This is a genomic window from Kitasatospora sp. NPDC101447, from assembly GCF_044767225.1.
Lineage (GTDB): Bacteria > Actinomycetota > Actinomycetes > Streptomycetales > Streptomycetaceae > Kitasatospora.
In genome coordinates this window covers 93,432-116,895 of the sequence record NZ_JBIWNL010000027.1, presented here as the reverse complement: position 1 = coordinate 116,895, position 23,464 = coordinate 93,432, and the positions used below count along the sequence as shown (strand labels likewise).

Annotated in this window: 15 protein-coding genes, 1 tRNA gene and 1 pseudogene; 10 read left to right on the top strand and 7 right to left on the bottom strand. The window is 75.5% G+C overall.

What is annotated here, in order from left to right:
* Positions 1-213 precede the first annotated feature (213 nt).
* A pseudogene (locus ACIRST_RS30310) lies at positions 214-1,518 on the bottom strand (SpoIIE family protein phosphatase); the annotation flags it as partial.
* A gap of 170 nt (positions 1,519-1,688) precedes the next feature.
* Positions 1,689-3,062, bottom strand: a complete 1,374-nt coding sequence (locus ACIRST_RS30305; RefSeq protein ID WP_402805992.1) for an NAD(P)/FAD-dependent oxidoreductase — start codon at positions 3,060-3,062, stop codon at positions 1,689-1,691.
* 552 nt (positions 3,063-3,614) lie between these two features.
* Here ACIRST_RS30305 and ACIRST_RS30300 point away from each other — a divergent pair.
* Complete coding sequence (locus tag ACIRST_RS30300; protein WP_350525368.1) at positions 3,615-4,505, top strand: helix-turn-helix domain-containing protein; 891 nt, start codon at positions 3,615-3,617, stop codon at positions 4,503-4,505.
* Positions 4,506-4,843: 338 nt separating this feature from the next.
* A complete protein-coding gene (locus ACIRST_RS30295) occupies positions 4,844-7,183 on the top strand; it encodes a sigma-70 family RNA polymerase sigma factor (RefSeq protein ID WP_402805980.1) in 2,340 nt (779 codons plus the stop codon).
* A 55-nt stretch (positions 7,184-7,238) separates the two neighbouring features.
* Here ACIRST_RS30295 and ACIRST_RS30290 read toward each other — a convergent pair whose 3' ends face one another.
* From ACIRST_RS30290 to ACIRST_RS30280, 3 genes are all read right to left on the bottom strand, one after another.
* Positions 7,239-7,943 (bottom strand): DsbA family oxidoreductase, encoded by a 705-nt coding sequence (locus tag ACIRST_RS30290; RefSeq protein WP_350525370.1) that lies wholly within the window; start codon positions 7,941-7,943, stop codon positions 7,239-7,241.
* Between the two features lie 95 nt (positions 7,944-8,038).
* Positions 8,039-8,560, bottom strand: a complete 522-nt coding sequence (locus ACIRST_RS30285; protein WP_396552910.1) for a universal stress protein — start codon at positions 8,558-8,560, stop codon at positions 8,039-8,041.
* 169 nt (positions 8,561-8,729) lie between these two features.
* The gene (locus ACIRST_RS30280) at positions 8,730-10,901 is read right to left on the bottom strand and encodes an asparagine synthase-related protein (RefSeq protein ID WP_402805975.1); all 2,172 of its coding nucleotides are present in this window, start codon (positions 10,899-10,901) and stop codon (positions 8,730-8,732) included.
* Between the two features lie 741 nt (positions 10,902-11,642).
* Here ACIRST_RS30280 and ACIRST_RS30275 point away from each other — a divergent pair.
* The 8 genes from ACIRST_RS30275 (at position 11,643) to ACIRST_RS30240 (ending at position 21,933) form a co-directional block, all read left to right on the top strand.
* On the top strand, positions 11,643-13,070 hold the full coding sequence (locus ACIRST_RS30275) for an MFS transporter (protein ID WP_350525373.1): 1,428 nt from the start codon (positions 11,643-11,645) through the stop codon (positions 13,068-13,070).
* Between the two features lie 654 nt (positions 13,071-13,724).
* On the top strand, positions 13,725-15,302 hold the full coding sequence (locus ACIRST_RS30270; RefSeq protein ID WP_402805972.1) for a TROVE domain-containing protein: 1,578 nt from the start codon (positions 13,725-13,727) through the stop codon (positions 15,300-15,302).
* Positions 15,303-15,567: 265 nt separating this feature from the next.
* Entirely contained in the window at positions 15,568-16,806 is a 1,239-nt protein-coding gene (gene lhgO, locus ACIRST_RS30265) for an L-2-hydroxyglutarate oxidase (protein WP_402805969.1), read from the top strand.
* A 55-nt stretch (positions 16,807-16,861) separates the two neighbouring features.
* A complete protein-coding gene (trmB, locus tag ACIRST_RS30260) occupies positions 16,862-17,692 on the top strand; it encodes a tRNA (guanosine(46)-N7)-methyltransferase TrmB (RefSeq protein WP_350525376.1) in 831 nt (276 codons plus the stop codon).
* 301 nt (positions 17,693-17,993) lie between these two features.
* Complete coding sequence (locus ACIRST_RS30255) at positions 17,994-19,175, top strand: PrsW family intramembrane metalloprotease (RefSeq protein WP_402805965.1); 1,182 nt, start codon at positions 17,994-17,996, stop codon at positions 19,173-19,175.
* Between the two features lie 94 nt (positions 19,176-19,269).
* Positions 19,270-19,343: transfer RNA gene (locus tag ACIRST_RS30250), tRNA-Met, on the top strand.
* Positions 19,344-19,539: 196 nt separating this feature from the next.
* Positions 19,540-20,331: a hypothetical protein gene (locus tag ACIRST_RS30245; protein ID WP_402805962.1), complete on the top strand. Its 792-nt coding sequence runs from the start codon at positions 19,540-19,542 to the stop codon at positions 20,329-20,331.
* Positions 20,332-20,799: 468 nt separating this feature from the next.
* Complete coding sequence (locus ACIRST_RS30240; RefSeq protein ID WP_402805959.1) at positions 20,800-21,933, top strand: hypothetical protein; 1,134 nt, start codon at positions 20,800-20,802, stop codon at positions 21,931-21,933.
* Positions 21,934-22,162: 229 nt separating this feature from the next.
* Here ACIRST_RS30240 and ACIRST_RS30235 read toward each other — a convergent pair whose 3' ends face one another.
* Positions 22,163-22,609: a GNAT family N-acetyltransferase gene (locus ACIRST_RS30235; RefSeq protein ID WP_402805956.1), complete on the bottom strand. Its 447-nt coding sequence runs from the start codon at positions 22,607-22,609 to the stop codon at positions 22,163-22,165.
* A gap of 47 nt (positions 22,610-22,656) precedes the next feature.
* Entirely contained in the window at positions 22,657-23,445 is a 789-nt protein-coding gene (locus ACIRST_RS30230; protein WP_402805953.1) for a hypothetical protein, read from the bottom strand.
* Positions 23,446-23,464 lie beyond the last annotated feature (19 nt).

Here is a 23,464-nt window from a genome sequence, read left to right as displayed (position 1 = left end):
AAGGCGAATCGACCGCAATCCGATAAAACGAACACGCCGAATAAGAACCGAGCCGCGACGCAGAAATGCGAACGCAACCCAGCCCGAACCTGGGAAGTGGTGTTTCAGAGGATTGGCTGCCCCGGGGGCCGTCCGCGCTGATGCGTGTCCGGTGCTCCATGTCAGGCAACTCGAAGAACACTAGACCTCTGGGATGGCCGAGTCAAGGCCCGCAAGCGAATTTTCGGCGACCTCCGCCGCCGGCAGGTGGAAGGCCAGGACGGCGACGTCGTCGTCGTGCTCCGAGGTCACGCCCATCGCCCGCAGCAGACGGGCGCAGATGACGTCGGGGGCACCGATCGCACCGGTCAGGGTGCGGGCCAGGAGGTCGAGGCCCTGGTCGATGTCCTCGTCGCGACGCTCGACCAGGCCGTCCGTATAGAGGACGCCGGTCGTGCCGGGGAGCAGGCGCAGGGTGTGGGAGACGTGCATGCCTCCCCCGGTGCCGAGCGGCGGGCCGTTCTGTTCCTCGCTGCGCAGGATGGTGCCGTCGGGGCAGCGCAGCAGGATCGGGAGGTGGCCGGCCGAGGCGTAGGAGAGGGTGCGGCGCTCCGGGTCCCAGACGGCGTAGGTGCAGGTGGCGATCTGGTTGGCGTCGATCTCCATGGCGAGGCCGTCGAGCAGGCGCATCACCTCGTGCGGTGGCAGGTCGAGGCGGGCGTAGGCGCGGACCGCGGTGCGCAGCTGGCCCATGACGGCCGCCGCCCGCAGGCCGCGGCCCATGACGTCGCCGATGACGAGTGCCGTGCGCCCGCCGTCGATGGCGATGACGTCGTACCAGTCGCCGCCGACGGCCGCCTCGGCGCCGCCGGGCTGGTAGGTGGCGGCGACCCGCAGGTCGGCCGGCTGGTCGAGCTTCTGCGGGAGCAGGCTGCGCTGGAGGGTGACGGCGGCCTCGCGCTGGCGTCGTTCGGCTTCGCGCAGACGGGCGGCGGCGAGGACCTGGTCGGTGACCTCGGCGGCGAAGATCAGGACACCGGCGGGCGGGCCCTCGACGGGGGCGTCGGTGGTGTCGCCGGAGCCGAGCGGGACGCAGGAGACGTTGTAGTAGCGGTTGCCGGTGAGACCGAGGATGCAGCGGGCCTTGACGCTGCGCGGGCGGCCTCCGCGGATGACCTGGTCCATCAGGGGCAGGACGCCCATGGTCCCGAGTTCCGGGAGCGCCTCGCCCGCGGGCAGGCCGGTGGGGCGTTCGCCGAAGAGTTCGCGGTAGGCGCGGTTGGCGTAGCCGAGCTGGTGGAGCGGGCCGTAGGTGACGGCGACCGGGGCGGGGATGCGGTTGAGGACCTCGCGCAGGTTCTGGGGTTTGTGCGGGTCGAGGAGTTCGGAGGCGGCGGCGGTGGAGCCGGCCGGTTCGCGGGGGCTGGGCACGACGACGCCGTCGGCGGAGGGCGCGCCCTCGTCGGTGCCGACCCCGCAAGTCGGGGTGGCACGCCAGGGGACTCCGGTGAGCCGGGCGCTCCAACGCATCAGGTTCAAACGACGGCCGCTTCCTCGTTTTCCAGGCATATCATCACTTTTTGTGTACACGGCAGTACACGGGGTAATGACCAGGTCGGGCTGATCCTGTCAGGCAGAGGCCCGGTTTCGGAAGTCGCGCGCCCGGCGTGGCCGTCCGATCGGCTTCCGGGCCGCATCGGCGGGGGCGGTCAGCGGGGCGCATCCGGTCCGGCGTCGGACGGCCGTCCGGGCTTCGGGTCGAACCCCTCCTCGAAAGCCGAACGCGGGTGCTCCATCGCACCCAGCGAGACCACCTCGCGGGAGAACACCCCGCCCAGCACCCAGTCCATCAGCACCCGGACCCGGCGCTCCGCGGTCGGCAGCCGCCGCAGGTGCCTCGCCCGGTGCAGCCACCAGGCCCGCCGGCCGGTGAGCTTGCCGCCCCGCCGGGTGTGCGCGACGGCCCGGTGCGGGCCGAGCGAGGTCGAGCAGGCCGCGGGACCGGGCTCGTACTCCGCCAGGCCCGGTGCGTGCGGCCCGCCGTCCAGGGCGACCGCGATGTTGCGGGCGAGCAGCGCGGCCTCGGCGAAGGCGTGCTGGGCGTTGGGCGCACAGGGGGCGCCGTGCGCGTTCGGATCCGGTACGGCCGCGCAGTCGCCGGCCGCCCAGACCCCGGGCAGTGCCCGCCCGTCCGGTCCCACCGCCTGCAGGGTGGACAGACAGCGGACCCGGCCGAGGGTGTCCAGCGGCAGGTCGGTGTCGCGCAGCAGCGGGGACGGCCGGACGCCCGCCGTCCAGACCAGGGTGCGGGCGCCGAAGCGGCTGCCGTCGGAGAGTGCGACGACCCGGTCGACGGCGGACTCCAGGGTGGTGCGCAGCCGGATGTCGACGCCGCGTTCGCGCAGCTCGCCGAGGGTGTGCTCGGCGAGTTCGGGCGACTCCTCGGCGAGGATCCGGTCGGTCGCCTCGACCAGCACCCAGCGCAGGTCCTCCGCGCGGACGTTGTGGTAGCCGCGCACGGCCGTGCGGACCATGTCCTCCAGCTCCGCGAGCGCCCCGACGCCCGCGTAGCCCGCGCCGACGAAGACGAAGGTGAGCGCGGCCTGGCGCAGCGCGGGGTCGCGGGTGGCGGAGGCCAGGTCGAGCTGTTCCAGGACGTGGTTGCGCAGGCCGACCGCCTCGCCGACGGTGGAGAAGCCGAGGCCGTGCTCGGCGAGGCCCGGCACCGGTGCCGTCCGGGAGACCGATCCGGGGGCCACCACCAGGACGTCGTAGGGCAGTTCGATCGGCGCCGGGGGTTCGCCGGGGCTCGCGGCGTCGGCCAGGGCTCGTCGGGCGGCGTGCTCGATCCGGGTGATCCGGGCGGTGAGCACCCGGCAGTCGGGCAGGACCCGGCGCAGGGGGACGACCACGTGTCTCGGGTCGATCGAACCGGCCGCGACCTCGGCCAGCAGCGGGTGGTAGGTGAAGTAGGCCTGGGGCTCGACCACGGTGATCTCCACCTCGCCGCTCCGCAGCCGCTCCCGCAGGCCGCGCTGGAGGTGGAGTGCGGTGGCCGTACCGGCGCAGCCGCCGCCGACGATCAGGATCCTGATGGTGCACCTCCTGCCGATGTGACGTTTCGTCCCGGCCTCCCGGCCGGGGGTGTCCCCCCATCACGCCCCCCTATGAAGGACCGGCGGAGGTGGTCTTGTCCACAGTCCGTACGGGGCTGGTTGCGTCGCGAGTGGCCGTCGTGGCCAGTTGTGCTTCCTGGGCGACTTTCTGACGCACTTTCGGCCGCGAAGAGCCGTGAACTATGGTCGGATTGTGTACCGGGGCGGCTGTCGCCATGACAATCGGCGGCGACGCACCGTGGAGCGGCCACTACGGCCAGTTCCAGCGTTGGCGTGAGAACCCGACTGGGGGACAGTCATCCGGGGAAGGGTAGTTCCCGGACAGGGCCCCGGGCGGTGCCGACGCGCCGAGCCGGACATGGACCCGGCCCGGCGGCACGAAACCGTGGTCACCGGAACGGGACGGGCGGCACGAGCGATGGTTCATCGGGTCATTTCTGACGGGCTGAGCTGCACCGGGGGGTGCAGGGGCGGGCGACGACAGGGTCCGGATTCGGACGCCTGCGGGGGAGAGTTGGGATGATGGAACAGGAGCAGGTGTTGGGGCGGGCGGGAGCACCGCAGGCCGGGCCGGGCACGGTGCCCGAGCAACGCGGCCCGGTGGACCTGTCGGTGCAGGCCGGGATGGCGCAGGCCGGGATGTTCCAGGGCGCCGCGCCGTACCGGACCGAGTCCGCGCAGGCCGTGCCGCCGGTGCCGGGGGCACGGCTCCGGGTGGACGCCCGACGGAATCTGGAGAGCGTGCTGCGGGCGGCCCGCGAGGTGTTCGGCGAGTTCGGCTACGGCGCGCCGATGGAGGAGGTCGCGCGCCGGGCCGGGGTCGGCGTCGGCACCGTCTACCGGCGGTTCCCGAGCAAGGAGGTGCTGGTCCAGAGGATCGCCGCCGAGGAGGTGGCGTGGCTGACCGCGCAGGCGCGCGAGTCGCTGTACGGCGGCGACGGCGCCTGGGAGTCGCTGGCCGGCTACCTGGCCCGCGCGGTGAGCAGCGGGGCCGGTCGGCTGCTGCCGCCGGAGGCGTTCCGCTATGCGGAGGAGCTGGGCCGGGTGCCTCAACAGCGGGTGCCGGAACCGCCCGCGGCGGTCCGCTTCGACCTGCGCGGTGAGGAGGCCCGGTCCGGCGGGGCGGTCGAGCCGTCGGCCGCCGACGCCGATCCCCGGCTGCTGCTCCAGCTGCTGGCCGCGCTGGTGGCGCGGGCCGGTGCGGCGGGCGAACTGCGCCCGGGTGTCACGGTGTCGGACGTGGTGCTGGTGCTGACCGCGTCGGTGCCGGTGCACGCGGCCCGCCCGTCGGTCTCGACGCCGGCGGCGGGCGGCTTCTCGCCGGTTGCTCCGCAGACGGACGGTCAGGCGCTCACCGGTCCCGCGGACCGGCTGCTGCAGATCCTGCTGGACGGTCTGCGGGCGCGCTGACTTCCGGCGGCGGGTGTGGCCGCCACGCTTGGCGGGCAGGGCAGTTGGACGGATCACCGGCGCGCGGGGCAGGCGCGCGCGCCGGGTGCGGGTGTCGCGCGACCGGGCGCCGCACGCTGGGCGAACACATCCGCGACGGCCCCACGGAAGAGTGGGGAACGGCCGGTCCGGCTACCGCGCGTCCCTGCGCTATGCCATCCTTTGCCCGTGGTTGGAGCCAATGTCCGAATGCGCGCCCTTCGCGCGCCGTCGGCGCCGCACGCCGGGGAACCGTGCGCCTACGCACGTCCGCGCGCCCTGCCACACTACGGGGGCTGTCGTGGAATCTGGGGTCCGTTGTGAGCGCCGAGGAACAGAACGACTACGGGTACGGCCTCGACTTCGGAGGCCTCTCGGGTAGTACCGCCGAAGGGTCCGCCGCAGGCTCCGGCGGGCTCGGCGGTACGGGCGGGCTCGGCAGCCCGGGCGCGGCCGGCGGACCGGCCCAAGGCCCGGGCGCCGCACCGGGTTCCGCGGCCGGACACGTCCCCGACCAGGCCGGGATGCCCAGCCGTGAGTCGCTCTCCGCATCGGCCGCCGCGCTGCCCTCCGGCCGGGTGCCCGGCCAGGCCCCGGCGGGCCGCGGCGGCGTCGCCCCCGAGGCGTTCGTCGGCGAGCAGTTCGGCGGCGGCCGGCCCGTGCGCCCGACCGTGCCCGCGCCCGCCGACCCGGTGGACGGTGAGCGCCCGCCCTCCGACGCCGAGTTGACCGCCCGGGTGCGGGCCGGCGACGACACCGCGTACGAGGAGATCTACCGCCGGCACGCCGAATCGGTCCGCCGCTACGCGCGCACCTGCTGCCGGGACAACTTCACCGCCGAGGACCTCGCGGGCGAGGTCTTCGCCCGCACCCTGCAGGCGCTGCGGGCGGGCAAGGGACCGGAGTTCGCCGTCCGCGCCTACCTGCTGACCGCCGTGCGCAACGTCGCCGCCGCCTGGCACCGCAGCGAACGGCGCGAGCAACTCGTGGACGACTTCGCCGTCTTCGCGCAGACCTCGGCCGCCGTGGCCGACCCCGACCTGGCCGACCCGGGCGCCGACGCCTGGGCGATGGCGATGGCCGACCAGCGGATGGTCATGCAGGCCTACGCCGAACTGCCCGAGGACGACCGGGTGGTGCTCTGGCACACCGAGGTCGAGCGGGAGTCCCCCAAGACCGTCGCGGTGATGCTCGGCAAGACCGCCAACGCCACCGCCGTCCAGGCCCACCGGGCCCGTGACCGGCTCGCCGCCGCGTTCCTGCAGGCACACGTCTCCGGCAGCCAGGACCGGGCGTGCGAGGGGTACGCCAACCGGCTCGGCGCGTACGCGCGCGGCTCGCTGCGCAAGCGGGCCTCGGCGGAGGTCGGACGGCACCTCAAGGAGTGCGACCGCTGCACGGCGGCCTGCCTGGAACTGACCGAGATCAACACCGGCCTGCGCGCGCTGCTGCCCGGCGGCGTGCTCGTCTGGGTCGGGGTCGGCGGGTTCGGTGCCGCCGCGGCCGCCGTCGGCGGTGTCGCCGCGGTCGGCGGAGCGGCCGCGGGGACGGCGGCGGCGACCGCCGGGTCCTCGGGCGCGGCGGCCGGCTCGGCTGCGGGCGGTACGGCGGGTGCGGCCGGGTCCGTCGGTGCCGCGGGCTCGGGCGGTGCCGCGGGCGGAGGGGCCGCGGGGGCCGGTGCGGCCTCCGGCGGGCACGCGGCCGCCCTGGCCGGCGAGGGCCTGGGCGCGGCCGCCAAGGCCGGGATCGCCGCCGCCGTCGCGGTGGCCGCGGCCGCCGTCGCCGCCTACGCGCTGACCGGTTCGTCCGAGCCGACTCCCCCGGCGGCCGCTCCCCCCGCCATCAGTGCCCCGGCCGCGCCGTCCCCGGCGGCCCCGTCGCCGGCGGCTCCCCCTCCGGCACCGGCGCCCCCCGCGCCCGCCCCGGCACCCGCGCCCAGCAGCGCCGCGCCGGCCCCGGAGCAGCCCGCGCCGAGCCCCAGTGCGCAGCCGCCCGTCAAACCCGCTCCGGCACCGCCCGCGGCCAAGGCGCCGAAGCCCGCCCCGGCCGCGCCCAGCAGCCCGGCGGCCCCGAAGCCGACCTTCGTGCCCCCGGTCGTGCCCGCGCCGACGCTGCCGCCGGTGCCCGTGCCCGAGCCGCCCGTCGTCCCGACGCCCACCCCGCCGCGGGTGCCGACCCCGACCGTCACACCGCCCACCCCGCCGCTGCCCACCGACTTCTGGGCCGACGCACTGCCCGTGATCAAGCCCGGCCACAACCGGGTGCCGCCGCCCCAGCCGAGCATCCGGCAGAAGGGCAGCGACGACTTCTGGCAGCGCGTCGGCGGCTGGATCGGCGGTGACCACCACGCGCACGTCCTCACCGTGCGCGCCCCGGCGACCACCCTGATCGACCTCAACCGCAGCTGCACGTCCTTCGACGCGGTGGCCGGAGTGGACGACGCCACGCTCTCGCCCGGCGGGGTGGTCTTCTCCGTCGAGGGCGGCGACGGCCGCACCCTGTGGCGCTCCCGGGCGCTCGCCGTCGGTGACGACGCCGTGCCGGTGCACGTGCCGCTGGCCGGGCAGAAGTCCATCCGGCTGGTGGTCACGCCGGCGAACGGGATCTGGTCGGCGCTGAACGTCGCGGACTGGGCCGAGGCCCGCTTCCGGTGCTCCTGAGGCAGGTGCACCGGAAACGGGCCTCGGGCTCCGGGCCGCCGGGGCCCGGAGGGGGTCAGATGGCGCAGGCGCCGTCCGCGCAGGCCTCCCCGGCCGGGGCGACCTGCACCGGGGCGGGCCGGCGCTCGCCGATCTCGGTGGCGACCTGGTCCAGCACCTTGCGGAAGGTCTCGGCGTCCTGGCCGCCCTGGACCGCCCACTTGCCCTCGAACACGAAGGTGGGAACGGCGGAGATCCCCAGCTCCCGGCCCTCGGCCAGCTGGGCGTCGACCTCGGCGGTGCCCTCGTCGCCCGCCAGGTAGGCGGTCACCCGCTCCCGGTCCAGGCCCACCGCCACGGCGACGTCGACCAGCGCGGCGCGGTCGCCGACGTCGACGCCGTCGGTGAAGTGCGCCTTGAGCAGCGCCTCCTTCAACCGGCCCTGGGCCTCAGGGCCGTACTCGGACTCGGCGAGGTGCAGCAGGCGGTGGCCGAGGAAGGTGTTGGCGTGCAGCGCGGCGTCGAAGTCGTACGCGATGCCCTCGGCGAGGCCCAGCTCGGCCACCCGGGCGTCCATCGCCACGGACTGCGGCCCGTAGCGCTCGGCCAGCCAGGCGCGGTGCGGGCTCGCCGTCGCGGGGGCGTCCGGCACCAGCTGGTACGGGCGGTAGACGACCTCGACCTGCTCCTTGCCCGGGAAGTCCGCGAGGGCCTGCTCGAAGCGGCGCTTGCCGATGTAGCACCAGGGGCAGGCGATGTCGGACCAGATCTCGACCTTCATGCGGGGTCTCCAGGGGGCGTCTTGTCAGATGTGTACGAGATGGGTGAACGATGAACCATCTCGGTACATTCCCGACAACTCCCTGACCTGCCGGTTCAGCCGGCCGGCGGCGCCGGGACCACCAGCACCGGGCACGCCGCGTGGTGCACCATCGCCGAACTGACCGACCCCAGCAGCAGCCGGGCGAACCCGCCGTTGCCCCGGGTGCCGACCACCATCGTGTGCTGCCGGGGCGCCGCCTCCAGCAGCACCTCGATGACGTTGCCCAGCACCACGTGCAGCGACATCTCCCCGGCGTACGGCGTCGGGCGCTGCCGCTGGACGGCGACCACCGAGCGGCGCAGCCCGTCCGCGGTGCTCTCGACCAGCGTCTCCACGCTCTCCTGCACCAGCTCCGCCATCCCCGGCGGATAGCCGGCCGGCGCCGGGTTCACCACCGCCAGCACGTACAGCGGCAGGCCGAACAGCTCCGCCTCCGTCATCGCCCGGTCCAGCGCCCACAGCGACCCGTCCGACCCGTCGCACGCCGCCAGCACCCCGGCCGGTCGGCCGGCCGGCGGCCGCCCGAGCACCGACAGCACCACGGGCACGTCCCGCCCCGCGCTCCCACCGGCCACCGCACACCCTCCTCGCCCCGGATCCACAACCCCGCCATCATGGGCGCCCGGACGACGCCGCCGCCGCAACCGCGCCGAGAGAAGGGGGCGGGTCGGTGGGTGCGGCCCGGTCGACGGGCGGAGGAGCGCGGAGGCGGCCCACCGCGCGGCACGGCCGTCCTGCGTCGGGTCAGGGGGTGAGGGCGGGGGGCTGGGGGTGCGGGAGGCCGGTCCAGCAGGCGCCGTGGCGGCGGGCGCGGACGCGGCGCAGCCAGAGTTCGGCGGAGACGAGCTCGGCCAGGCCGGCGAGCGCACCGGGAGAGATCGGGGAGGCGGGGTCCGCGGAGTCGGCGAGGCCGGCGCGGACGGCGGGGAGGTCGATGAGGCCGGCTTCGGCGAGAAGGGGGGCGTCGAAGAGTTCGGCGAGGCCGTCGGCGGCCAGGCGCAGTCCGGCGCGGGCGGGGGCGGTGCGGTCGGGGCGGGGGCCGCGGCCCCAGTCGGGGGGCAGGTCGGTGCGGCCGGCACCGGTGAGGACGGCGTGCAGGAGGGCGTGCCGGGCGCCGGGCTGGAGGCGGACGTCGTCGGGGAGGAGGCGGGCGGCGCGGACGACCTGGTTGTCGAGGAAGGGCGCGTGCAGCCGTTGGCCGGGCTGTTCGGCAGCGTGCACGAGCGTGCGGAAGGAGCGTGCCTGCCGGTAGAGGGCGTGCCGGGCGCGGTGCGCGCCGGGGCGTTCGTCGGGCGCCGGTTTGCGCGCCGCCAGGCGGAGCCGCAGGGCCACGGAGGAGAGCGCCTCGTCGGAGAGCCAGCGGGCGGCCGGCCCGGGAACGCACCAGGCGAGGTCGACGGCCGAGCGGCTCCCCGCCGTCCCGCCGCCGTCCGGGACGTGGCGGGCGGTCAGTTTGGCGGCGGCCTCGTCCAGCGCCTCGGCGTAGCCGACCCGGGAGAGCCGGTGGGCGGCCCGGACCACGGTGAGCGGTGTGCGCAGCGCGCCGGTCAGGACGCCCGCGACGGCCCGGTCGGCCCCGGCCAGCGCGGCGACCGGGGGCAGGAGTTCGCGCGGGCGGCCGGCCCGGATGAGGTCGGCGAGGCGGGCCGGGTGGCCGTCGAGGACCTGGCGGGCCCCGTAGCCGGTGAGGTGGTCGGTGCCGCCGGCGTCGAAGCGGGCCTCGGCGCGGGCGGCGGCGACGAGTTCGGGCCCGGGCTCGTCGGTGAGCCGGCCGGCCTGCGGGTCGGTGCGCAGCCCGGCGTACGGGAGGGTGTCGGGGCCGGGGTCGAGCACGGTGTGCCGCAGTCGCGGGGTGTCGGGGGCGAGTGCGAGGGTGGCCGGCGGCTCGGTCTCGCCGAGCGTGACGGCGGCCAACTGCTCGGGCGCGGCGGGCTCCCGGACGGCGGCCCGGGCCCAGGAACCCTTGACGGCGCCGTTCCTGGCCCCCGGTGCGACTCCGGGAAGCCCCGCGGTCCCTGCGGCCCCCGGTGCCCTCGGGGCCGGGACGGTCGCCGCGGGCACCGGCGGCAGCGGTACGGCCGCGGCGAGCAGCGCGACGGTGGCGGAGGCGGTGCCGTACGAGAGGTCGACGCCGAGCCGGGCCCGCCCGGCGGGGTCGAGGACCGGCGCGGTGGTGCGGACCCGGGAGCGGACGGATTCCAGCAGGGCGCGGGTGAGTTCGCGGACGGCGGGCGCCTCGTCGCGGGGCTGCTCGGCGGAGACCGGGTCGTCGTAGCCGGACAGGTACGGGCGGCCGCCGCGGATCCCGAGCACGTGGCCGGGCGGCACCTGCTGGACGCCCAGGTACGGCGTTCCGGTGCCGAGCGCCTCGGGGGACTCGGGGCAGGCGAGCCGGGCGGCGAGGTGGCCGGTGTCCAGGGCGGCGCCGACCAGGTCGGCCAGCGGGAGGGCGGCGGTGGCGTACGCCGTGCCGCCGGCCCAGGGGGTGTGGAAGACCGGCTGGGCGCCGGCGAGGTCGGTGAGCAGCAGGGTGGAGCGGGTGCCGGCGCGCAGCACGACGGTGTAGCTGCCGGGCCAGGCGGTGAGGTGGCGGACCGCGCCGCCGCGGGCGGCCGCGAGGCCGGCGGCGAGCTCGGCGTCGGTGGCGCCGCAGTGGCCGAGGACGGCGAGCCGGGTGGTGGCGGGGGTGTCCTCGACCGGGTCGGGGGCGGTGGGGCCGGTGCTGACCGCGGCGGGGGCGCCGGGGCGGAGGGTGACCAGGCGGATCTCCTCGGGGCGCCAGTCGCCGACGGCCCAGAGCGGGTCGGGTCCGGTCCACAGCGGGCGCGCGGCGATCGGCGCGACCGTGCCAGGCGTCCCGTGCACGGGCGTGCCCGCCCGGGGCCCGCCCGTGCACCAGCCCGTCAGCCACCGCATCGCGCCTCCACCGGACGAGGACCTGCATCCGCGCGGCGTGCCGAACGCCGGGTGGGTGTGCCGTGGCGGCCCGTGCGCGTCCCGACGTGCCCCCGCAGCTCGATGCGCCGTCAGGGACATCGTGCCACCGCTCGGCGTCGCTGTGGCCGGTGTTGCGGGTTCCGCTTCGGTGGCGGCCTTTCGGCGGCGGGACGGAACCGGGGCTGAACTCCCCGCCGCGGCGGGGCGGAACGGGGGCGGAGTGCGCCCACGGCGGTGGGACGGGGCCGGGCGGGCCGGGCCTCCCCCTCCTTGGCCCGGACCGCCCGCGGGCCGCCTTGGCATGGGCATCGCGAGATGGCCGAAAGGCGTCGCCCAGCCCGGGAGGGCATCCGCATGCCCTCCCGGACTTCACCGCCGCCCGCGGGGATTGAGGCGGCGGCATCCCCCGGCCCGCCGGGTCCTCGACGGCGGGCCGACCCACGACCACCAGCGAATCGCCGACCAGCCGGTGCGGCCAGGGGGCACGGCCGGGCGCACGTGAACACGGGACCGGAGCACGACGCTCCGGCGCGCGGCGCGATCGGCCGGATCCGAGTGGTCCGGACCAACCCCCGTGCGGCGCCGCCGAGTGCGCGATCCCGCCATCCGGAATGCGACCTCTTAACCGTCGGAACGCGTCCGACTACTCTAGGTACAGCAGCTACGGCCCGGTGCCGCCCGGGCCCCGCGCACAAGGCCGCAGGAGGTGCCGCCGCCACCATGACCGTCAGCCCACGTGGACCGAACGAACGGCTCGGCACGCTCCTGACCCTCGCCCAGATCAGCAACGCCGGACTGGCCCGCCGGGTCAACGACCTGGGCGCCCAGCGGGGGTTGACCCTGCGGTACGACAAGACCTCGGTGGCCCGGTGGGTCAGCAAGGGCATGGTCCCGCAGGGGCCCGTCCCGCACCTGATCGCCACCGCGATCGGCGGCAAGCTCGGCCGGCCCGTCCCGCTGGAGGAGATCGGCCTGGGCGATACCGACCCGGCGCCCGAACTCGGCCTGGCCTTCCCGCGCGACGTCGCCGAGGCCGTCCGCTCCGCCACCGACCTGTGGCGGGTCGACCTCGACCTGCGCCGGGGCCCCGGCGGCGGCCGGTGGAGCGACAGCCTGGCCGGCACCTTCTCGGTCGCCGCCTACGCGACGCCCGTCTCCCGCTGGCTGATCACCCCGGCGGACGGCTCGGTGGCCCGCGAGGTGCCGCGCTCCCCCAGCGACACGTCCTCCTACCGGGTCGGCCACTCGGACGCCGCCAAGCTCCGCGAGGCCGCCCAGGAGGCCCGCCGTTGGGACTCCAAGTACGGCGGCGGGGACTGGCGTTCGTCGATGGTGCCGGAGTGTCTGCGGGTGGAGGCGGCGCCGCTGCTGCTGGCCTCGTACAGCGACGCGGTCGGCCGGGCGCTGTTCGGGGCGACGGCCGAACTGACCAGGCTGGCCGGGTGGATGGCCTTCGACACCGGGCAGCACGAGGCCGCCCAGCGGTACTACATCCAGGCCCTTCGGCTCGCCCGGGCCGCCGCCGACGTGCCGCTCGGCGGCTACGTGCTGGCCTCGATGAGCCTGCAGGCCGGCTACCGGGGCTTCGCCGAGGAGGCGGTGGACCTGGCGCAGGCCGCCCTGGAGCGCAACCGGGGCCTGGCCACCGCCCGCACCATGAGCTTCTTCCACCTGGTGGAGGCGCGGGCCCAGGCCAAGGCCCGCAACGCGGCGGCGTGTGCGACGGCGCTCGGGGCGGCGGAGAGCGCACTCGAACGAGCGCGCGCCGGGGATCCCGATCCGGCGTGGATCGACTTCTACGCCTACGACCGGCTCGCCGCCGACGCCGCCGAGTGCTTCCGCGACCTCGGAGTGCCCTCCAAGGTGCGGCAGTTCACCCGCGAGGCACTGGCCAAGCCCACCGAGGGCTTCGTCCGCTCGCACGGCCTGCGGCTGGTGGTCTCGGCGATGGCCGAGGCGGAGGCGGGCAACCTGGACGCCGCGGTCGCCGCCGGCGAACGCGCCGTCGAGGTGGCCGGCCGGATCTCCTCACAGCGCAGCCGGGAGTACGTGGTGGAGATGCTGCGGCGCCTGGAGCCGTTCCAGGGCGAGCGCCGGGTGCGGGAGCTGACCGAGCGGGCGCGGGCGGTGATCGTCGCTCCGGCTTGAGGAGCGCCGGGCGGGCCCGCCACCGAGCCGGGCGGGCCTCCCACTCCGCCGGGCGGGCCTCCCCCTGCACCGGACGGGCCGGCCGCCGCACCGGCTGATACCTGACGGTAAATGAGGTGCGCCTGCGAGAGGGGCCTGGCTAAGGTCTCTCTCGTCCAGGTGCGCAGGCAGAGGTTACTTCCAACTCCCAATTGGGCAGGTCGCGGGTTCAAATCCCGTCATCGGCTTCGGGCCGGTGTAGCTCAGTGGCCAGAGCAGCTTCGTCACCTCAGCCGTCCTCGAACTCTGGACACCCATACGTGAATAGTTCGTCCGCACCTCCCGGTGCGACGGCAGCGGTTACTTCGGTCGAGTGCCCCCCGTGGGCGCGGTGAAGCTGAGTTCCATCGACCGCGGCCACCTTTGATCTCGGGAGGCAGTGCGCTTCGGAGTGCCCGGTGCGCAGGCGGGGGTTACTTCGGATCTTGTGGTTCCGGGTTCGAGTCCCGGGCGTGCCGTGCGCGAGCGCGGGCGCTAGCTCAAATGGACAGAGCACAAGGCATACAAACCTCCGCCGACGCCGGCCGTCCTCGCGACGGTCGGCACGATCTCGGGCACCCCGGACGCAGCACGCCTCCCTCCCACTGACACCGACACGCCGAGGGGGGCTGTCCCATGTCCAGGTTCAACATCCGCAGGGCGAAGGCGGGCCCGAGCTCGCCGGTGACCACCACCGGACGGCTCACCCGCAACCACAACGGCGGCACCGGCCACGTCCGGGACGCCCGGTCCGAGCTGTTCCTGCTCGCGGTGGCCGACATGGTCGGCAAGGACACCTACTACGAGCGCGGCGGCGAGCGCGACGACCGCTACACCGCGCTGGTGCGCGAACTCGCCGTCTCCGATCCCGAGTGGACCGTCGGGCTACTGCGCTGGCTGCGCTACGGCGCCCACATGCGCACCGCCGCCCTGGTCGGCGCCGCCGAGTTCACCCGGGCCCGGCTCGACGCGGGTGCCCACGGGCACTCCCGGCAGGCCGTCGCGGCGGTGCTGCGGCGCGCCGACGAGCCCGGGGAGCTGCTCGCCTACTGGACCTCGCGCTACGGCCGGGCGCTGCCCAAGCCGCTCAAGCGCGGTGTCGCGGACGGTGTCCGGCGTCTCTACGACGCCCGTTCGCTGCTCAAGTACGACACGGCGGGCAAGGGTTACCGCTTCGGTGACGTGATCGAGCTGACCCACCCCTCGCCGGACCCGGACAAGCCGTGGCAGGGCGCCCTGTTCGCGTACGCGCTGGACCGCCGGCACCGGCCGGACGCGGCCGTCCCGCCCGCGTCCGAGCCGCTGCTGACCGCCAACCGCGAGCTGCTCGCGCTGCCCGTGGAGGAGCGGCGGGCAGCGGTGACCGCCGAGGACGGCGCCGAGCGGCTGGCCGCCGCCGGGCTGACCTGGGAGGCGCTGGCCGGGTGGCTGCAGGGGCCGTTGGACGCGCCGGTCTGGGAGGCGGTCATCCCGTCGATGGGGCCGATGGCGCTGGTGCGGAACCTGCGCAACTTCGACCAGGCGGGGGTGTCGGACGCGGTCGCGGCCGACGTGGCCCGGCGGATCTCCGACAAGGGCGAGGTGCGGCGCTCGCGCCAGTTCCCGTTCCGCTACCTGTCGGCGCACCGGCACGCGCCCTCGCTGCGCTGGGGGCACGCGCTGGAGACCGCGCTCGGCCACTCACTGGCCAACGTGCCGGAGCTGCCGGGCCGGACGCTGGTCCTGGTGGACCGCTCGGGCTCGATGTTCGACCGTTCCGGCGGCCCGACCGAGCTCAACCGGGCCGATTCGGCGGCGATCTTCGGCACCGCGCTGAAGGTCCGTGCCGCCGACGCGGACCTGGTCGAGTTCGGCACCACCAGCCGGGTGGTCGAGGTCGGCCGGGGCGAGGCGGTGCTGCGGGTGCTGGATCGTTTCTCCAGCCTCGGCGGCACCAACACCGCCGACGCCGTGCGCGCCCACTACCGCGGCCACGACCGGGTGGTGATCGTCACCGACGAGCAGACCGGCCCGAACCACTGGGGCGGCGACCCCCTCGCCGCCGTGCCCGCCCACGTCCCCGTCTACACCTGGAACCTGGCCGGCTACGCGCCGGCCCACGGCCCCAGCGGCGGCGCCCACCGCCACACCTTCGGCGGCCTGAGCGACGCCGCCTTCCGCCTCATCCCGCTCCTGGAGGCCGGGGCGAACGCCCACTGGCCCTGGGAGGAGTGAGGGGGCCGGCGGCCCGCGCGGTCGCCGGCCGTCCCGCAGCACCGGTCGTGGGGGCCGGGGCTGCGGGACGGGACCGCACCGGACACCCGGCGGGGCCGTGCCCGGCATCGGGCACCGCCGGGGGCGGGCGGCCGGGAAGGGACCCACGGGGGTGGTTCCTTCCCGGCCGCTCGCCGTTCCCGCGCGGGCCGTTCGCACTCTCGACCCGGCCCGGCCGCCGTGGCAGCATCGGCGGTGGGGGCGGGCCGGGCGAGGCGAGGAGCCTGTGGTGGCGGACGAGATCGATGTGCTGGTGGTGGGCGGCGGGATCGTCGGGCTGGCCACGGCGTACGCGCTGACCGGGGCGCGGCCGGGGCTGCGGGTCGCGGTGCTGGAGAAGGAGACCGGCTTCGCGGCGCACCAGACCGGGCGCAACAGCGGGGTGATCCACAGCGGCGTCTACTACAAACCGGGTTCGTACAAGGCCCGGTTCGCCGTCGAGGGCGCCGCCGAGCTGGTGGCGTTCTGCCGCGAGCAGGACATCCCGTACGAGGTGACCGGCAAGCTGATCGTGGCCACCGGCGCCGCCGAGCTGCCCCGGCTGGCGGCCCTGGCGGAGCGCGGACGGGCCAACGGCATCCCGGTCACCGAGCTGGACCGGGCCGGGATCGCCCGGTACGAGCCGGAGGTGTCCGGGCTCGCCGGGCTGCACGTCGGCACCACCGGCATCTGTGACTTCCCGGCCGTCGCCACCGCCTACGCCCGGCTGGCCCGGGAGGCCGGGGCCGAGCTGCGGCCCGGCAGCGAGGTCCGGACGGTGGCGCGGCGCAGGGACGGGGTGACGGTGGGCACCGCCACCGGCGAGCTGCGGTGCCGGGTGCTGGTGAACTGCGCCGGGCTGCACAGCGACCGGATCGCCCGGATGGCCGGGGACGAGACCGGGGTGCGGATCGTGCCGTTCCGCGGCGAGTACTACGAACTGGCCGAGCACCGGAGGGACTTGGTGCGCGGCCTGGTCTACCCGGTGCCCGACCCGGCGTTCCCGTTCCTCGGCGTGCACCTCACCCGGGGGATCCACGGGGACGTCCACGTCGGCCCGAACGCGGTGCCCGCACTGGCCCGCGAGGGCTACGACTGGCGCACCGTCCGCCCGCGCGACCTGGCCGGGACCCTGGCCTTCCCCGGCACCTGGCGGATCGCCCGCCGGCACTGGCGGTACGAGCTGGGCGAACTGCACCGCTCGCTGTCCAAGCGGGCGTTCACCACGGCCGTCCGACGGCTGCTGCCCGCCGTCTCCGCCGAGGACCTGGTGCCGGCCACCGCCGGGGTGCGGGCCCAGGCGGTGGCCCGGGACGGCTCGCTGCTGGACGACTTCGCCTTCGCCGGCTTCGACCCGCAGGACCCGCGCTCCCCGCGCCGCGCGGTGCACGTGCTGAACGCGCCCTCCCCGGCCGCGACGGCCTCGCTGCCGATCGGCCGGGAGGTGGCCCGGCGGGCCCTGGCCGCGCTGGAGGCGGGTGGATGAGCCCCGTCACACACCCCGCCGGGGGCCCCGCACGGCCCCGTAGACTCGGGGGATTGTGACTGCCACCGCCCCGATCCCCCAGCCCTCGCCGTCCGCCCGGCTCTCCGCCGCGCCGGCCGGCTACCCCGCGCCGATGTACCCGCACAAGGCCACCGAGGAGCAGCACCGGGAGCGTCGCATCCGCAGCTTCCAGCCGCGCCGGGGCCGGATGACCAACGCCCAGGCCGGTGCGCTGGACCGCGGCTGGGAGACGTACGGCATCCCGATCGACGGCACCCCGCTCGACCTGCGGGAGCTGTTCGGCGAGCTGCCGGTGACGCTGGAGATCGGCTTCGGCATGGGCGAGACCACCGCCGCGATGGCCGCCGCCGACCCGGGCACGGGCATCCTCGCCGCGGACGTGCACACCCCGGGCCACGGCAACCTGCTCGGCCTGCTGGAGCGCGACGGCTCGGACAACGTCCGGCTGGCCGCCGGCGACGCGGTGATCCTGCTGCGCGACATGCTCCCGGACGCCTCGCTGGCCGGCCTGCGGGTCTTCTTCGCCGACCCGTGGCCCAAGCCCAAGCACCACAAGCGCCGGCTGGTCCAGGAGTCCTTCCTCGACCTGGTGCTGCCCCGGCTCGCCCCCGGCGCCCTGGTGCACTGCGCCACCGACTGGGAGCCGTACGCGGAGCAGATGCTGGCGGTGCTGTCCGCCTCGCCGGAGCTGGAGAACCTGCACCCCGAGGGTGACGGGACCGGCTGGCTGGAGCCCGCGGACCACCCGGACGGCAGCATCCCGGGCTACGCACCGCGACCGGAGTGGCGGCCGGTCACCAAGTTCGAACGGGCCGGGATCGCCAAGGGCCACGTGGTCCACGACCTGCTGTTCCGCCGGCGCTGACCCACCGGCCGCCGTTCGAACGGCGGCCGCGCGGCGGCCGTACGGACGTGCCCCGAACGGACGTTTCGTCCCGAGTCCTCCCGACGGGCGGCTGCCGTGGCCTACCCTGTGCCGCATGGGCAGCCCGTCCGGCGGCGGGTCCCGGCCGACCGCCCTGACGACGGTTCGGACGGCTGTTCGGGTCGCCGCCGACGCACCGGAGACGGTCCCGAGCACCGGCGACACCCGGACGATCCCGGGGCCCCGGTGGCGCCGGGACCGACGGCTGCTGCCCCGGCCGGGGGGCTCGTCACCGCCGACCGTGAGGGTCCCCGCCACCGCTTCCGCCGCCGTCGGCGCAGCCGACGCCCCCGGAGGACCGCCGGGCCGCAGCCGCTCGACGGTGCTCTCCTCGGTCACCGCGACCGCCGTCCTGGTCCTGCTCGGCTGCGGCGTGCTGATCCTGCACCTCGTCCAGCGGCAGACCGGCACCGTCGGACTGCTGGTCGGCCTGGGGCTGGCGATGGTGCCGCTGCCCTTCGTGCTGGGCGGCCTGGCCTGGCTCAACCTCACCGCCCGGGTGCCGCTGCGGCACACCGCGTTCTGCCTCGCCTGGGGCGCCTGCGCCGCCACCACCGTCGCCATCCTCGCCAACAACTGGACGGCCAGCTACCTGACCAGGCACCGGGGCCCGCTCGGCGCGCTGCTCGGCGCCGGGATCGCCACCCCGGTGATCGAGGAGACCGCCAAGGCCACCGCCCTGCTGGTGCTGCTGCTGCCGCTCGGCCGACGCCTGCGCTGCCGGGGCCTCCGCACCGGGCGCCCCTGCGCGCCGCTGCTGCACCGGTCGCCCGCGCCCCGGCGCCCCCGCCCGTACCCGCGCCGCGAGGTCGGGCCGCACGCCCGGGGCCGGCTGCGACTGCGCCCCTACCTGCGGCCGCTGCCCTACCTCTGCCCCGCCCCGCCGTCCGGCGGCGCGGCGCACCGCCGCTCCCGGCCCCGCACCCTGGCCGCCGGGGTGGTGCTCGGCGGGACGACCGCCTGCGGCTTCGCCTTCACCGAGAACGCCCTCTACCTGGGACGGGCCTTCACCAGCGACCAGCGGCAGCGGCTGGACAGCCTGGGCCTCGGCGATCCGCCCAGCCTGCGCGACTTCGACAGCACCGTGCAGACCTTCGTGCTGCGCGCCCTGCTCTCGCCCTTCGCCCACCCGCTGTTCACCGCGCTCACCGGGATCGGCCTGGCCGTCGCCCTGACCACCGGGCGGCGCTGGCTCGCCCGGCTGGCCGCACCGACCGGGCTGCTGCTGGCGATGGTGCTGCACGGCACCTGGAACGCCGCCGCCGACCTCGGCACGCACGGCTTCCTGGTGGTGTACGCGGCGCTGATGGTGCCCTGCTTCGTCGCGCTGGTCTGCTTCGCGGCCTGGGCGAGGGCCCGCTCGGCCCGGCACGGGGTACGGGGTGCCCGGCGGGCCGCCGGGCACCCCGCCGGGGGCGGCTGAGGCCCGCCGCGGGGGTGCGCCGGGCCGGCGGCGGGGGTGCTCGCAGAACCGATTTCCCATCTCGGCGACTTCCACGTATTGTTGTGTTCACCGACGCGGGGTGGAGCAGCTCGGTAGCTCGCTGGGCTCATAACCCAGAGGTCGCAGGTTCAAATCCTGTCCCCGCTACTCAGTAGCACGAAAGGCCCGGAGGACTCGTCCTCCGGGCCTTTCGCGTTCCCGGGTACACGGAGAGCACGGTCCTGCCACGAAGCTGTAACAGCGGCGGATTGCAAGATCCCCCGTCCGGCGTCTGACCCATACTGAGGAAAAATTCATCCAGTTGGGGGCGGCCCGGGGCCACCCCCGGGACAAGGAAGCACCAATGCTCTCGAAGCGCCTGGTCAGCACCGCCGCGATCTGCCTCGTCCTGGCAGCCGGCACCGCCGCGTGCGGCGACACCAAGGGCGACAGCAAGGGTGGCGGCGACTCCAAGGCGGCCGCCTCGCAGAAGCTCGACACCGACAAGCTCAGCGCGCAGGACATCGAGAAGCAGGCCAAGGACGCGCTGGCCGGCGCCACCGCCCTCAAGATCAGCGGCAACATGGTCGACGAGGACGGGAAGATGGAGCTGAACCTGTCCCTGGACAACAAGAGCCAGTGCACCGGCACCATGTCGATGCCCGGCATGGGCAAGTTCGAGATCATCAGCGACGGCAAGACCTCGTACGTCAAGCCGGACGCCGACTTCTGGACCAACCTCGGCGGCCCGAACGGCGCCCAGGCGGCCGAGCTGTTCAAGGGCCGCTACCTGACCGGCTTCGACACCGACCCGGAGATGAAGTCCCTCTCCAGCGTCTGCAACCTGGCCGACTTCAGCAAGAAGATCACCGAGGACGACGGCACCGAGAACAAGGTCGAGAAGGGCTCCGCCGGCAACGTCAACGGCGTGAAGACCTTCAGCCTCAAGTCCACCGACTCCAAGGGCGGCGTGTCGACCATCTCCGTCGCCACCGAGGGCAAGCCGTACCCGGTCCGGATCGAGCACACCGGCGGCACGGACGGCAGCGGCCAGATCGACTTCTCCGACTTCGACAAGCCGCTGACCATCCAGGCCCCGTCGGCCGACAACGTCATCGACTTCGCCAAGTTCAAGAGCCAGTTCAAGACCGCCTGAGCGACGCGCCCGGATAAATCCGTTGCCCTCCCGACAGTGGCCTGCCTATGGTGGCGGCACACTGAAAGGAGGTGATCCTGAGTTGAGTACGACCAGGATGCGTGAGGTGGCTGCTCGCTAGAGCGCACCTGCCTGCGCAGGGTGAGGCCCCTGGCCTCCGGCAGGCGAAATCCATAGCAGTCACCCGGCCCGCAGGCTCACCGGTACATCCCCGGTGCCTCGGCGCCAGGCCAGTGCACGGGCCGGCGTCGAAGGAGCAGCCTGCGGGCCGTCTGCGTTTTCGGGCGCCGCCGGACTTTCGGGTGCCGCCGGTCTTTCGGGCGCCTTCGTGTCGTAGCCGGGGCGCGCCCGGGGCGTTTCCGTGGTGGGGCCGCAGCGCTAGAGTCGGCGCGGGGTTCCGGAGCGGAGCGGCACGGACACAGGGGGTGGGCGATGGCGGGGTCGCGGCGGCCGGGCGGCAGGTCGGCGATGCGCACGGCGCAGTGGGGTGCCGCCGGCGCACTGGCCGGGACGGGACTGATCGGACTGCTGCTGTTCGCGCTCGGCCGGGACGAGACCTGGCAGGCGCTCGGCGGCGGCCTGGTGGTGACCGGGGCCTCGACGGTGCTCGGCGGCGCGCTGGGCTTCCTGTTCGGGGTGCCCCGGGTGCGCGGCGGCTCGGACCAGCCGCAGGGCTCGTACGCGCCGAACACCAATCTGGAGCAGGTCTCGGACTGGCTGACCAAGGTGCTCTTGGGCGTCGGACTGACCCAGCTCGGCTCGCTCGGCGAACGGCTGCACGAACTCGGGTCGGCGCTGGCGCCGGTGCTCGGCGGGGGCGACTCCGCGGTGCCGTTCGCGGCGGCGCTGGTGCTCTACTTCCTGGTCCTCGGCTTCCTCGCCGGCTGGCTGGTGACCAGGCTCGCGCTGCCCCGCGTGCTGAACGACGCCGACCGGGCGCTGGACCTCTTCCTCGCCGGGCAGGACCGCGACCGGCACGGCGACAAGGTCGGCGCCGACGACCTGCGGGTCCGCGCGATGCAGCAGCTCGGGCTGCTGGGCGGCAGCGCCGAGCACCCCGCCGCGCTGGCCGGGCAGCTGCCGCCGGCCTCGGGCTCGCCGGCCGGGCCGGAGGGCGTGGTGGCCGAGGTCCGTTCGACCGCGCGGCGCTCGGCACTGACCGCCGACCAGGTGCGGGGCCTCTTCACGGACGGCTCCGAGGGACGGCGGATCCAGGCGCTCGCGCTGATGCAGGGCGACCCCGCCCTGGCGGACCTGACGAGCGTGCTGGACGCGATCGAGCACCCGCGCTCGGGCTTCGAGCAGTACCACGCGCTGCTGGCCGCCCGGGGACTGCTCTCCCGGCTGCCGGCCGCCGAGGCGCAGCGACTGCGGGACGCGGTGGCGGCGCAACTGGTCGACCCGCGGGGCATTCCGTACGGGTCGGACCGCAGCTGGCTGGCGGAGAAGATCCTGTCCCGGCTGCAGGTGACGGCCTTCGTGCCGACGCAGCCGGTGGGGCCGGCACCGGCGGCTGTGCCCGCGGCGGCGACCTCCCCGGCCTCCCCGGACGCGGCGGCGCCTTCGGCTCCGTCGTCCTCCGGTGCTGCGGGCGAGTCCTAGGGCCCGTCTTCAAACCCCCGCCGTCCGCCCGAAGGGCGGGCGGGGCGGCGTTGGGGTGCGTGCATCGCAAGGCGGAGGATGGAGTCCATGCGGTGGGGGCACCTCCCGGCCGAAGGCTGGGGGCCATCGGCGACTGACGACAACGCGGCGAGGTGCGTGCCCTGGGGGCACCTCCCGGCCGCCAGGCTGGGGGAGCGTCGGCCCGCAGGCGGGGGTTTGAAGACGGGTCCTAGACCGTGAAGCGCAGTTCGGGCTGCTCCCACGGGGTCCTGGGCTGCGGCGGCCGGGTGCCGGTGCGCTCGGCGCCCATCCGGAGGTAGAAGCGCTCGGCGGGCGGGTGCGACACGACCTTGACCGAGGTGATCCCGGCCGCCCGGGCACGGTCCAGCATGTCCGCGATCAACTGCCGCCCGACGCCGAGCCCCTGGGCCTCGTCCGCGACGAACATCAGGTCCAGCTCGGCCGGTTCGCGGATCAGCGCGTAGAAGCCGAGCAGGCGGTCGTCGGTGCTGTCCACGGCCATCCGCACCTCGTGCCGCGCGAGGTAGTCGGGCGTCACCTGGTAGCCGTCGATCATCGCGAAGTACTCGCCGCGGTAGGCGCCGGAGGCCCGGATCAGCCCGGTGAGCCGGGCGGCGTCGGCCGCTTCGGCACGCCGGATCGTCATGTCGGTCATGCGGCGAGTATAGGCGGCCGTATAGGGGCGCAGGCCGCCAGTGGCCATTACATGCTGAGGGCCCCCGCCCGACGGCGGCGGTCGGCGGCCCGCAGCACCAGGACGCGGCGGGTGCGGCCCCCCTCGGCCGGGGGGACGCGGTGGACCTCGCTGGCGATGCGGCGCTCGCCGAGCGCGTGGCGCAGGGGGTCGAGGTGGGGGCAGCGGCGGCCCCGGGCGTCGCACAGCGGTTGGACGCGGACCTCGCCGTCCGGGGAGGTGACCCGGACCAGCTCGGTCAGGGCGGCCAACTGGAGCTCGGGGCCGAAGAGTTCGGGGTAGGCGAAGAGCAGGTAGCCGCTCAGGGTGAGGACGAAGGTGCCGTCGGCGAAGGGCAGTCGGGGCAGCGCGGCGGCGACGTACCGCTGCGGGTGCGCGGCCGAGTCGGCGGCGAACAGCCGCCGGGCGCGGTCCCAGCTGCGCAGGTAGCGCTCGGGCCGGTGGGGGTGGGGCGGGGGGTAGAGGTACGGGCGGTCGGCCATCGCGGTGGCCATCGCCGCCCGGGCGGCCCGGGCGCGGGCCGCGACCACCGGCAGCGGCAGCGCGTACGCCGGGTCGGCGGCGATCACCCGGCAGCCCAGCTCGCGCGCCTCGGCGGCCAGGCCGGCCGCGCCGCCGGGGCAGTCCAGCAGCGGCCCGGACAGCGCGGCGAGCCGGGCCCGGGTGAGGCCGAACAGCGCGCAGTACTCGTCCAGCGGACGGGAGGTGACCAGGACGTCCGGGGGTTCGGAGGGAGCCCGTTCGAGGGGGAACCGCTCCTCGGGGAACCGTTCGGTGGGAAAGCCTTCGGCGGCCACCCGGCCATCCGAACACGCG

Coding starts and splice junctions, on each gene's coding strand:
- ACIRST_RS30280 (WP_402805975.1), bottom strand. CDS start 10,901: ATGCGGTGGCTGACGGGCTGGTGCACGGGCGGGCCCCGGGCGGGCACG.
- ACIRST_RS30240 (WP_402805959.1), top strand. CDS start 20,800: ATGCGCACGGCGCAGTGGGGTGCCGCCGGCGCACTGGCCGGGACGGGA.
- ACIRST_RS30235 (WP_402805956.1), bottom strand. CDS start 22,609: ATGACCGACATGACGATCCGGCGTGCCGAAGCGGCCGACGCCGCCCGG.
- ACIRST_RS30275 (WP_350525373.1), top strand. CDS start 11,643: ATGACCGTCAGCCCACGTGGACCGAACGAACGGCTCGGCACGCTCCTG.
- ACIRST_RS30300 (WP_350525368.1), top strand. CDS start 3,615: ATGATGGAACAGGAGCAGGTGTTGGGGCGGGCGGGAGCACCGCAGGCC.
- ACIRST_RS30245 (WP_402805962.1), top strand. CDS start 19,540: ATGCTCTCGAAGCGCCTGGTCAGCACCGCCGCGATCTGCCTCGTCCTG.
- ACIRST_RS30290 (WP_350525370.1), bottom strand. CDS start 7,943: ATGAAGGTCGAGATCTGGTCCGACATCGCCTGCCCCTGGTGCTACATC.
- ACIRST_RS30270 (WP_402805972.1), top strand. CDS start 13,725: ATGTCCAGGTTCAACATCCGCAGGGCGAAGGCGGGCCCGAGCTCGCCG.